General features: G+C 63.1%; 6 protein-coding genes and 1 pseudogene. 3 read left to right on the top strand and 4 right to left on the bottom strand.

Translation table 11 applies throughout. The features are described from left to right. Positions 1 to 222 precede the first annotated feature (222 nt). Positions 223 to 555, top strand: coding sequence for a DUF2790 domain-containing protein (locus ACYVD0_RS18170; RefSeq protein ID WP_460428119.1), 333 nt, complete (start codon positions 223 to 225; stop codon positions 553 to 555). A 458-nt stretch (positions 556 to 1,013) separates the two neighbouring features. Here ACYVD0_RS18170 and metH read toward each other — a convergent pair whose 3' ends face one another. Next, entirely contained in the window at positions 1,014 to 4,706 is a 3,693-nt protein-coding gene (gene metH, locus ACYVD0_RS18175) for a methionine synthase (RefSeq protein ID WP_460428120.1), read from the bottom strand. A 464-nt stretch (positions 4,707 to 5,170) separates the two neighbouring features. On the opposite strand from metH, the gene ACYVD0_RS18180 reads away from it, so the two are divergent. Together ACYVD0_RS18180 and ACYVD0_RS18185 are read left to right on the top strand one after the other, a co-directional pair. Further along, entirely contained in the window at positions 5,171 to 6,787 is a 1,617-nt protein-coding gene (locus ACYVD0_RS18180) for a hypothetical protein (RefSeq protein ID WP_460428121.1), read from the top strand. Next, positions 6,784 to 8,757 carry a beta-propeller fold lactonase family protein gene (locus tag ACYVD0_RS18185; protein WP_460428122.1) on the top strand — a complete coding sequence of 658 codons (1,974 nt, stop codon included), beginning with the start codon at positions 6,784 to 6,786 and terminating at the stop codon, positions 8,755 to 8,757. Before ACYVD0_RS18180 ends, ACYVD0_RS18185 begins: the two co-directional genes overlap by 4 nt. 47 nt (positions 8,758 to 8,804) lie before the next feature. Here the strand turns inward: ACYVD0_RS18185 and ACYVD0_RS18190 are convergent. The 3 genes and pseudogenes from ACYVD0_RS18190 to ACYVD0_RS18200 form a co-directional block, all read right to left on the bottom strand. After that, positions 8,805 to 9,338: pseudogene (locus tag ACYVD0_RS18190) on the bottom strand (transposase); the annotation flags it as partial. A gap of 85 nt (positions 9,339 to 9,423) precedes the next feature. Continuing rightward, positions 9,424 to 9,645: a hypothetical protein gene (locus tag ACYVD0_RS18195; protein ID WP_460428123.1), complete on the bottom strand. Its 222-nt coding sequence runs from the start codon at positions 9,643 to 9,645 to the stop codon at positions 9,424 to 9,426. A gap of 596 nt (positions 9,646 to 10,241) precedes the next feature. Continuing rightward, positions 10,242 to 10,364 (bottom strand): hypothetical protein, encoded by a 123-nt coding sequence (locus ACYVD0_RS18200; RefSeq protein WP_460428124.1) that lies wholly within the window; start codon positions 10,362 to 10,364, stop codon positions 10,242 to 10,244. Between the last annotated feature and the right edge of the window lie 1,199 nt (positions 10,365 to 11,563).

Raw genomic sequence — 11,563 nt, forward strand, 5'->3', positions numbered from 1 at the left:
AGAAAAATATTATTTTTTCTGCGGCTACTTTTCTCGCACCGATGCGCACGTTTAATTAAGGTGCGTTTTAATCAGGGTCGAATCCAAATAGAATAAAAAATCAGTCGCGCTGCTCCTTCGGAGTGGTCCTGCCTTTTGCTGTCTTAAAATGTGTGAAAATTTCTTTAAGCCATAAGGCTAACTTTGTGTTTATTCTTCATGTTGGTTGGAGGAGGAAAGTGCATGAGCTTATCTCTTATGAAACCTGCGAAATTGCTTTTTGCTATAGGTATATTTTCACAGGCCTCTCTGTCTATAGCTGAAGGCACTGCGACTAAAGAGTCAGCGATACTGGAGGAGTCAGTTGTTTATATAGAGGATATGCCAGCTGTGGAAGTTGAGGAATATGAGTACGGAATGGAGCTGGATGTCGCTAATATAATCGATATCGAATATTTTCGGCCTGAGCCGTACTATTGTGGAACTATCCCGGCGCAAATGATTTACGAAGACTCCAAGGGTGAAATCAACGCTATCCGATACCTATATCCAGACTCTAGTGGGTGCGCCGATTAGATCTAGGTAAGTACTCGAACGAAATTTCCCCGGATTTTCTGCTGCTTCGAACCAGGCCAACCCCTGTATTTCAGAGGCTTGCACGGGCAATGGGGGGAATATCGGATTATTTTTCTTCGAGCACTTGGCATGCGGACTGGCGCTGAGTGATCCCCAGAAGCTTTCCTGATAAATAAATAAGGTAGTCCCCCGGCTAAGCCGGGGGACTCCTTGAGGTTATATATGCAGTGTGGAAAATCAGCAGAATTAGTTGCGCATAACAAGCGCATTGAGTTCACCCTCCCGTTGGGCCAGGTCCTCGCACTGCTGCGCAGCGCTCGGCCTCTAATGCGGAAAGTTAGCTTTCCGTCGAGCCCTTTTCCTTCAAGATCACAGCTAATCCCCATTCGTACCTGAAAGCCGTTCAGTCCATGTGAAAGGCCCGCAGCTACGGGACTCATCACTCGGACGATCACCCGTCAGGCGTCATACCCCAAATTCGGCGCCAACCATCTTTCCGTTATGCCGATGTCCTGTCCCTTGCGCTTGCTGTAACTATCGATCTGATCCTTCTCGATTTTACCTACCGCGAAATATTTCGCCTCAGGATGGGCGAAGTACCAGCCACTCACCGCCGCAGCCGGGAACATGGCGTAGTGCTCGGTCAGGGTCACGCCGCTGGTGCTTTGCGGGTCGAGCAGGGAGAACAGGGTGCCTTTCTCGGTGTGGTCCGGGCAGGCCGGGTAGCCGGGGGCAGGGCGGATGCCTTTGTATTGTTCCTTGATCAGCTCCTCGTTGCCGAGCTGCTCGCTGGCGGCGTAGCCCCAGTAGTCCTTGCGCACGCGTTCGTGCAGCCATTCGGCGCAGGCCTCGGCGAGGCGGTCGGCCAGCGCCTTGACCATGATTGAGTTGTAGTCGTCGCCCTTGTCCTGATAAGCCTTGGCCAGTTCCTCGGCGCCGATGCCTGCGGTGACGATAAAGCCGCCCACATAGTCGGTCTTGCCTGAGTCCTTCGGCGCGACGAAGTCGGCCAGGGAGTGGTTGGGCTTGCCGTCGGGCTTGGCGGTCTGCTGGCGCAGGTGGTGCAGGGTGGCCAGTGTCTCGCCGCTTGCGCCGTAGACTTCCAGGTCGTCGTCCTGCACCTGGTTGGCCGGCCAGAAGCCGAATACCGCTTTGGCCTTGATCAGCTTCTCGTCGATCAGCTTCTTCAGCATCGCCTGGGCGTCGTTGAACAGCGCGGTGGCGGCCTCGCCGACCACTTCGTCGGTGAGGATGCGCGGGAACTTGCCGGCCAGGTCCCAGGAGATGAAGAACGGCGTCCAGTCGATGTAGTCGGCGAGGACTGCCAGGTCGATGTCCTCCAGCACCCTGACGCCGGTGAAGGAGGGCTTCGGTGACTGGTAGCCGGCCCAGTCGAGCTGTGGCTTGTTGGCTATGGCCTTTTCGTAGCTCAGGCGCTCGGTGCGGGCGCCGCGGTTGGCGGTGCGCTCGCGCACTTCCACGTAGTCGGCACGGGTCCTGGCGACGAAATCGGCCTTGAGTTCCTTGGAGAGCAGCTGGGTGGCCACGCCCACTGCGCGCGAGGCATCGGTGACGTAGACCACCGCGTCATTGCTGTACTGCGGGTCGATTTTCACCGCGGTGTGCGCCTTGGAGGTGGTGGCGCCACCGATCATCAAGGGCAGGGTGAAGCCCTGGCGCTGCATTTCCTTGGCGACGTGGACCATCTCGTCCAAGGATGGAGTGATCAGCCCGGACAGGCCAATGATGTCGCATTTTTCCTCGCGGGCGGTCTGCAGGATCTTTTCCGCCGGCACCATCACGCCCAGATCGACGATGTCGTAGCCGTTGCAGCCGAGCACCACGCCGACGATGTTCTTGCCGATGTCGTGCACGTCGCCCTTGACCGTGGCCATGAGGATCTTGCCCTTGGCCTCCGGCTTGTCGCCCTTTTCCTCCTCGATGAAGGGGATCAGGTGGGCCACCGCCTGCTTCATCACCCGGGCGGATTTCACCACCTGGGGCAGGAACATCTTGCCGGCGCCGAACAGGTCGCCGACCACGTTCATGCCGCTCATCAGCGGGCCTTCGATGACCCCGATGGGTCGCGCGCATTGCTGGCGGCATTCCTCGGTGTCCTCGACGATGAAGGTGGTGATGCCCTTGACCAGCGCGTGCTCCAGGCGCTTGTCCACCGGCAGGGAGCGCCATTCCTCGGTTTCTGCTTCCTTGACGCTGCCGTCGCCCTTGTACTGGTCGGCGATGGCCAGGAGCGCTTCGGTGGCGCCAGGGTGGCGGTTGAGCACCACGTCCTCGACCTTTTCGCGCAGCTCCTTGGGGATCTCGTCGTAGATCTCCAACTGGCCGGCGTTGACGATGCCCATGGTCAGGCCGTTCTTGATGGCGTAGTAGAGGAATACCGAGTGGATCGCCTCGCGCACCGGGTTGTTGCCGCGGAACGAGAAGGACACGTTCGACACGCCGCCCGAGGAGAGGGCGTAGGGCAGGTTATCGCGGATGTAGGCGCAGGCTTCGATGAAGTCGACCGCGTAGTTGTTGTGCTCCTCGATGCCGGTGGCCACGGCGAAGATGTTCGGGTCGAAGATGATGTCTTCCGGCGGGAAGCCGACTTCGTTGACCAGGATGTCGTAGGAGCGCTGGCAGATCTCCCGCTTGCGCGCGGCGGTGTCGGCCTGGCCGACCTCGTCGAAGGCCATCACCACCACCGCGGCGCCGTAGCGCTTGCACAGGTGGGCATGGTGCTTGAAGGGCTCGACGCCTTCCTTCATGGAGATCGAGTTGACGATGCCCTTGCCCTGGATGCACTTGAGGCCTGCCTCGATCACTTCCCACTTGGAAGAGTCGATCATGATCGGCACGCGGGAGATGTCCGGCTCGGAGGCGATCAGGTTGAGGAAGGTGACCATCGCCGCCTTCGAATCCAGCATGCCCTCGTCCATGTTGATGTCGATCACCTGAGCGCCGGCTTCCACCTGCTGGCGGGCCACGTCCAGGGCTTCTGCGTAGTTCTCCTCGCGGATCAGCCGGGCGAACTTGGCGCTGCCTGTGATGTTGGTGCGCTCGCCGACGTTCACGAACAGCGAGTGGCGGTCGATGGTGAAGGGCTCCAGGCCGGACAGACGGCAGGCCTTGGGAATCTCCGGAGTAGCGCGCGGCGGGTACTTGGCCACCGCCTCGGCGATCGCCTGGATGTGCGGCGGGGTGGTGCCGCAGCAGCCACCGACGATATTGAGGAAGCCACTGGCGGCGAACTCCTCGACCACCGCAGCCATTTCCGCCGGGGTCTCGTCGTATTCGCCGAAGGCATTCGGCAGGCCGGCGTTGGGGTGGGCGGACACGTGGGTCTCGGCCTTGGTCGCCAGCTCTTCCAGATAGGGGCGCAGGTCCTTGGCGCCGAGCGCGCAGTTGAGGCCCACGGAAATGGGGTTGGCGTGGCGCACCGAGTTCCAGAACGCCTCGGTGGTCTGCCCGGACAGGGTGCGGCCGGAGGCGTCGGTGATGGTGCCGGAGATCATGATCGGCAGCGTCACGCCGTCCTCCTCGAACACCTGCTGCACGGCATAGATCGCCGCCTTGGCGTTCAGGGTGTCGAAGATGGTCTCGATCAGGATCAGGTCGGCGCCGCCCTCGATCAGGCCGCGGGTGGCCTCGGTGTAGTTCTCCACCAGCTCGTCGAAGGTGACGTTGCGGTAGCCCGGGTTGTTGACGTCCGGGGAGATCGAGCAGGTGCGGCTGGTCGGGCCGATCACCCCGGCGACGAAGCGCGGCTTGGCCGGGTTCTCGGTGGTCTTGGCGTCGGCCACCTGGCGGGCCAGGCGCGCGCCCTCGACGTTCAGCTCGTAGACCAGCTCCTCCATGCCGTAGTCGGCCTGGGACACGCGGGTGGCGTTGAAGGTGTTGGTCTCGAGGATGTCGGCGCCGGCGTCCAGGTAGGCCTTCTCGATGGCCTGGATCACGTCCGGGCGGGTCAGGAGCAGCAGGTCGTTGTTGCCCTTGACGTCCTGCGGCCAGTCGGCGAAGCGCGCGCCGCGGTAGTCGCTTTCCTCGAGCTTGTAGCTCTGGATCATGGTGCCCATGCCGCCGTCGAGGATCAGGATGCGTTCCTGGAGGGCTTGCTGAAGGGCCTGAAGGCGGGCGGCGAGGTCGGACATGAACGGAATACCTGGGTAAAGCCTGGAGAAAGGGGGCAGATAATAGCAAAGCTGCATGGCTTTCGCGGCGGGCGTGAGGTTGCATGAGGAGCGCTCATGTTATGGGTGGTGGCTGCCGTGCCCGTGCATTGTAGGAGCCAGCTTGCTGGCGATGCTCTTGGCGGACCGCTGATTGCCAGCAAGCTAACTCTTACGGGGGCTGGCATATCCCCATCTCTGGGTTAGCCATTCCCCAGTTTCGGGGAGGGGGGCCTGCCGAGGAAAAGCCCTGACGGCACAGACTTTCATTTTGTCAGTGCATTTGCGGAAAAAGACCGCAAAAATCGCTATAAATCCTGCAAACTCGGCTAATGGCAATCTGCAGCTGATTGAGTGTCAACGTATTTCTTCTGGCACGCGGGTTGCTGTGAGGCTGGTGCGTCCCCCGCATTGGCGCCCGCAACCAAAACCGAAGGTGAGCCAGGATGAACGAAAAGGTCATCATGGCAAGCCCCGCTCTCCGTCGAGACGACGATGCAGTCAGGTTTTTCGTGCGCCTCGCTGGCCTGCTGGTGCTAGCCGCTGCAGGACTCCTGCCCGATCGACAGGCCGAGGCCGCGATCAGCTGCGCGCATACCCTGCAGGAGGTGGGCAGCATCGGGGACATCGCCGCGAACAGCGGGCCCAACGGCAGCTTCCTGCTGGCGCCGGGAGCCAGCCGCAGCTATACCGGCATGCCGATCCCGGGCTGGGCCCGGGTGGTGGAGAGGAGCGGCCATGGCCAGTTCTCCGACGATGACGGCCATGACGACGACAAAGGGAGCGATATGGACCGGGTCGTCGGCTCGCTCGCCCGGGCCTCTCGCAGCGAGGCCAACCGCAACAACGTCGGCGGTGCCCTGAAGAGTCCCGGCTTTCCGCTCTGGGTCGCCGGCCTGGAAGACAGCGTCGGCCAGCGTCCGCCGACTCCTCCGCTGGACATGCTCGATCGCCTCAAGGCGAAGGAGCTGCTCGACAGTAGCCAGGCGCTATGGGCGGCCCTCGGTCCGGTCCAGGTTGGCGGCGAGCCCCACGTCGTTACCAGCGCCCTGGACTTCAGCAAGACCATCGCGAAGGCCAGGCCGGCCTACTTCCCCGAGGAGGGCACCGACGTCGAGCAGGCGCCCATGGCCTTCCATGTCAAGGGCGAGCACGCGAGCCATGTCGTACTGGCCAATGGCTATTTTCATGTCGGCCTGCACGCCCAACTGCTGGCCTACGACGTGACCCAGTCCGACGGCTTCAACGTCGACTCCAACCCGGAGCAGACGGTTCCACCACGGGTTGTCGGGGGCGAATACCAGAGCCAGACCTACCGCTTCTACGCCGGGCACCTGGAGCGGGAAGGCAATCCGGTCGAGGAGGCCCAGCGCAAGCTCGACAAGATCGAGGCCACGTCCATTGAGTTCGGCGGCCTCAACCTCTCGCCGGCGGACCCGATCAAGCAGGGCCAGAAGGGCCTCGCCGGGGCGATGAGCGTGCTGCCGCTGGCCTCGACCTGGAGCGAGGATGCGGCGATGCGCGCGGCGGCCACGGTGACGGTGTCCGGGCAGGCCGACTACCGCGACTTCTCCCTGGTCTGGCTCAAGGGGCTGAACCTGCGCTGGGCGAACGGCCGGTCGGTGCAGAACATGGCTGCCGAAGGCTTTGGCATCCCGGTCGATCCGGAGGACAACTCCGGTATAGCGCTCAACCACAGGAGCGAGCCGCTCTGGTACCGCTTCGCCGAGGCGCCCGACGCGCCCTTCGGCGCGCAGTACACGGAGAACGGCTACCCCCTATCGGATGCCGGCGTCGCCGCGGTGTGCTTCGGCTGCAACCCGCTGACCCGCTACGCCGGCGTGCTGCCGGCGGCGCCTTTCAACTTCCTGTATCCCAGCGCCGGCGGACTGAGGGGCATCCTGCGGGTGCAGCAGGGGCAGGACACTGGCCTGAGGGGGGTGGTGCTCAGGGCAACGGCAAGGAAAATTCGCGTTGAGCGCAGATCCCGAGCCGATGCCGAGCGGCCTGCCAAGGTGGGCCACGAGCATGACAACAACAAGAAAACGAGGAATCGACCATGAAATCCGTGCACGAGGGGTTGGGTCTGCTGCTCCTGCTCGGTCTGGCGCTCGGCACCGGCCAGCTTGCCAGCCATCCGCCGGAGCCCGCGGGCGCCGGCCTGGCCGCAAAGCCGCCGCTGGCGGTACCTGAGGAGACCGCCGGCAACCGGCTGGTACGCGACGGCATCGCGGTTGAGTTCGCGGTGCAGCCCGTAGACAGTGCGGAACCGACCGAGGGGATGTTCGCCGACCTGCGCTTTCGCCTGAGCGACGCGACCACAGGCCAGCCGCTCGCCGGCCGGGTAGCAGGTGCCTGGCTTGACCTGGCGCCTACCGATGACGACCCGCAGGCCTCCTGCCGGGGCCGCATCGGCCTCTACCTCAAGGGGCTGCCGGGAGTACGCCCGCTGCTCGACCTGACCAGCTACTATCTGCTGATCCTCAACAAGGACCCGAGCATCACGGTGGTCGATCCGCTGACCTCGGTAGGCGGGGTGACCAGCATGCTCAGCCGCATTCCCCTGCGGCGCGCGCCGATGGATTGGGTGGCCAGCCCCGCCGAGCGGCGCCTGTACGTGTCCATGCCGGACGCCGGCGAGGTGGCGGTGATCGACGCCGAGAGCTTTCAGGTGCTCGCCAGCATTCCCGCCGGGCGCCAGCCGGTGCGCCTCGCCCTGCAGCCCGACGGCCGCTATCTGTGGGTCGGCAACGACGCTGGCGAGGAAGTCGGCAGTGGGGTGACAGTGATCGACACCCGGACCCTGACTCCGGTGCTGCAGGTGGACACCGGCCGGGGCCACCACGAGATCGCCTTCAGCGCCGACTCGCAACATGCCTTCGTCAGCAGCCATGAGGCCGGCACCCTGACGGTGTTCGACGTGGCGACCCTGCGCAAGGTCCGCGAGATTCGCACCGGACCGCATCCTCTCAGCGTGGCCCTGTCGCCGCTGTCCGGGGCGATCTATGTGAGCGACGGGGAGGCCGGTACGGTCAGCGTGATCGACGCCGCCAGCCTGAACACCCGCAAGACCATCCAGGTCGGGCAGGGCATCGGCCCGCTGGCGTTCGACCCGGACGGCCGCCACGGCTTTGTCCTCAACAGCCTGGATAACACTGTTACGGTGATCGACGCCGCCAGCGACGAGGTGCTGCATCGCTTGGAGGTCGCCGCAGAGCCCTATCAGATCGCCTTCACCCGCGCCTTCGCTTACGTGCGCGGGCTGGCCTCACCGAAGGTGTCGATGATCGATCTGGCCTCGCTGGGCAAGGGCCGCCAGCCGGGCGTGCTGGGCTTCGAGGCCGGCCCGGCGGCACCCGGGCTGGCCGGCGACCTGCCGCTGGCGAGCAGCCTCGCCCCGGCTGGAGAGGATGCCGCGCTGTTCGTGGTCAACCCGGTGGACAACACCACCTACTTCTACATGGAAGGCATGAGTGCGCCGATGTCCGGCTACCTCAACCGGGGGCACACCGCGCGCGCGGCGACCGTCGTCGAGCGCAGCCTGCGCGAATTGGAGCCGGGGCTGTTCGGCGCCCGGGTCAGGCTGCCGGCCGCCGGTCGCCTCGATGTCGCCTTCCTGCTCAACCAGCCGCAGATCACCCACTGCTTCGGCCTCGCGGTGCGTGCCGACCCCGAGCGGCAGAGCGAACGGGCGACGCTATGGGGGGAATATCTCGTCGATGGCTTCAGGGGCGTCGCCGGCGGCTCCCTCACGCTGCGTTTCCGACTGCTGAAGGGCAGCGGGGAGGCACCCCAAGGCGGCGTGCAGGACCTGCGCGTGCGCTACTTCCTCCCTCCGTCCTCGCAGCCCCGCGAGGTCGCAGCGCGGGAGGTGGGCGAGGGAATCTATGAGGCGCCGGTCGAGCTGGCGGAGGCCGGCGTCTACTACCTGCATGTGGCTTCGGCATCGCTCGGGCTGAAGTTCGGCGATCTGCCCTACCTCGGCCTGCGGGCGCAGCCCGCCGAGAGCGCCCCGGCCACAGGAGGACAGTGACCATGCAACGATTGCAGATGAATATCGCCCTGGTGTCTCAACACACCTCAATCTGCGGATATGAGCTGTGCAGCTTGCACCCTTGCATCCTGGGTGGTGAACTGCCAGTCGATCTTGGCATCGAGGTGGTTGCGGCGTTGCTGCCATGTGGCGACCTCCTTACGCATCAGCTCGAGGGAGTCGATGCGCCTTCCAGGCACTGGCCGACGAGTACGTTGATCTCGATTTAGGCCATGACCAGCGTGATGCGCTCGTACTCGTAGTCCTCGCGCTCGGAATGCCCCGGTACAGCCTCCAGGGGCTCGCGCACCTGGCGGATCAGCTGCCGCGGCGTTTCGTCCATGCAGACCACGGGGTGACCTTCGTCATAGGGCCGACTGTAGACGTCGAGTCCCCGCTCCATGGCCGCCACGAGCTCTCCACTGGCCTTCGGCGGGATTACCCAGCCTACCTTGCGCCAGGGCTTGAGTTCGTTTTTTTAGTGCGCGCCGCCCCCTCTCCGACGACAGCGAGTCCACATGCCCCAGCTCCACCGCACGCTCGGCCAGCAGCTTGATACTTGCTGTCGGCCTGGAAGTGGGCCACATCTTCGACCGGAAGATGTACCGGCTTGCCGCGAACCAGGGCGCACCGGTGCGTGCGCGGAGGGGCTGGCGTTGGATAGGGTCAGGCGCCCGCGGCGTCGAGTTGACGGGTGAACTGGCAGGCAGTAGCGTGGGTTTTCCGCCAGCCCTTGACCTTGTCGGAGCGGCTGTCGAAGACGCGGAACAGGTCGCGGCTGAGCGGTTCGACCTTATGGCGGGTGGCTTCGATGGCGCAGCGAGCTACGGCCAGTCGCTCGAGGTCAACGTTGAAGTTGAGAGTTTCGAGCACATTGCAATTGATCATCGGCTGTATGGTGAAGAGTCTCCTGGGCTGTCTGCATAGGTCGCCGTCCTTGTCGGAATCGGAAGCTGTTCTTCCGCAAGGTCGATCGACAAAGCGGCGTATGAAGACGAGGGGAGGGAGCGGAATGGCCGGTTACGCCGGCCAGGCGGGCACTCTGTCGCCATTGGCATGCCTGCCAACAAGGAGCAGGAACGGATAATGTCCCTTGGCTTGCGGATTACTCAAACCGACTGCGCGCTTTGCCGAGACCGTGAAACCCGGCGTGGCCACCTTAGCAAGAGCCAGCTAACGCTGACGGCATGCCGATCCGCCGACGGTATTCATAGGATAGCTGCCCGATTGCCGAGCACCCAGGCGAGCACGGGGTAAACGCGGATCATCGCGGGGCCTGATCCCCGGTCAGCCCGGGAGGGTGATGCTGGGGAAACATCGGGGAGTGGCTTTGCACCAGACCTCACGCTGGTTTCAGGGGCGCTTGCGGTGGTCTTTCAATCGAGCGCCGCAGTCCAGCCGGAAGCTATCCCGGCATTCAAAGCCATTCTCCGATGCATCCCGTTGCCGGGCTATCGGACCGCGTCCGGGCGGCGAATCCTGCGTCAGTACAGCGCATAGCCGATCTGGCTGCGGTGGCTGTCCGGCTCGCCTGCAGTCTTGGCATCCCAGGCTGCCTGCCGGTATTCGACGATGTGCCGCCTGACCTCCTGCTTGATGTCTTCCATTGCTGTCTCCGTGTAGCGTGCGCATAGGGAAACCGCCTCGGGCAAGGAAGCTATCTGATGGGGGCGGTGGATTGTTGAGAGGAAGAAAGGCCGGTTACGCCGGCCAGTCGGGCACTTTGTCGCCGCTGGCATGCCTACCAGCGGGATAGGGCTGATGAACCCCCAGGCTTGCAGATTACTTGAACAGGCTGCGCGCCTTGCCGGGAACCGTGAGACCCGGAGTGGCCATCTCTTGGCAATGGCCGGCTTACGCCGCTTGCATACCGATCTGCCGACGGCATTACAAGAATAACTGAATGATAATAATTCGCAATGGAAAACTTGAGTGCAGGACACACGCATTGCATGTGTTCCTTGGCAGAACGAGAAGGGTGAGCGAAGAGGTATTGAGGGAATGGCCGTCTTTCCGGCCTGTCATCTGCTCTGTCGCCGGCTGCGCAGATACAGCCCGTATAGGTGATATGGAATAAAACCCTAGGCTTGCGAATTACTCGAACCTGCAGCGCGCTTTAACAGACCGTGGAAGGTAGAGTCGGCTGACGCTGCTGGCATGCCGATCCGCCAACGGCTCGGGGGCATGATAACCTGCCGGCGGAGAAAAATGTTGTTTTAAATATATCATTTGCTTCCATTGCTTCGGGATTAAGGAGCATTAATCTTGATTTTTTTGGTTATATTCCAAATGCCTGCTGTCTCCAATGGGCATCAGGAGGCACTGAGCCGTTGTCGTGCCCCCGATCTGGTCGACGCTAATCTCAGCCTTCCCGGTTCTCCTTGATTTGGCTTCGGAGCTTCCTGTTCATCCGACTCGATCAGCGATTGTCGGATGATACGGTCCGCAGGCATTCGGCGATCTTCTCCCGGGCGTGCTTGATGCCTTCCATGTCCTTCTCCTGCCGGCGCTCCGTTACCAGGAGCCCGTCGGTCTTTACCGTCTGGGGCGCGGATGGGGTTGGCGAGACTATAAAAAAGCCCCGCGTGCGAGACCGAACGGATGAGCCGCTTTGTTCCCGCAGACCGAGATACTGCCTACCTGCTACCGCCGTCGGTGGACGAGTGACTCCCGGAGGAGCATCTGGCCCTGAGTGATCCCCACAAAATCACCCCAGTTCCTGCGCTTGCCGGTAGACCTCCCGCCGCAGGGCCAGCTCCAGGTTGCGCAGCGTCTCCCGGGAAATGGCTCCCGCCCCGGTGCGTGC

The sequence above is a fragment of the Azotobacter armeniacus genome (assembly GCF_054779355.1).

Excerpts from the sequence above, each read along its gene's own strand:
- ACYVD0_RS18170 (WP_460428119.1), top strand. The coding sequence starts at position 223 with ATGAGCTTATCTCTTATGAAACCTGCGAAATTGCTTTTTGCTATAGGT.
- metH (WP_460428120.1), bottom strand. The coding sequence starts at position 4,706 with ATGTCCGACCTCGCCGCCCGCCTTCAGGCCCTTCAGCAAGCCCTCCAG.
- ACYVD0_RS18180 (WP_460428121.1), top strand. The coding sequence starts at position 5,171 with ATGAACGAAAAGGTCATCATGGCAAGCCCCGCTCTCCGTCGAGACGAC.
- ACYVD0_RS18185 (WP_460428122.1), top strand. The coding sequence starts at position 6,784 with ATGAAATCCGTGCACGAGGGGTTGGGTCTGCTGCTCCTGCTCGGTCTG.
- ACYVD0_RS18195 (WP_460428123.1), bottom strand. The coding sequence starts at position 9,645 with ATGATCAATTGCAATGTGCTCGAAACTCTCAACTTCAACGTTGACCTC.
- ACYVD0_RS18200 (WP_460428124.1), bottom strand. The coding sequence starts at position 10,364 with ATGGAAGACATCAAGCAGGAGGTCAGGCGGCACATCGTCGAATACCGG.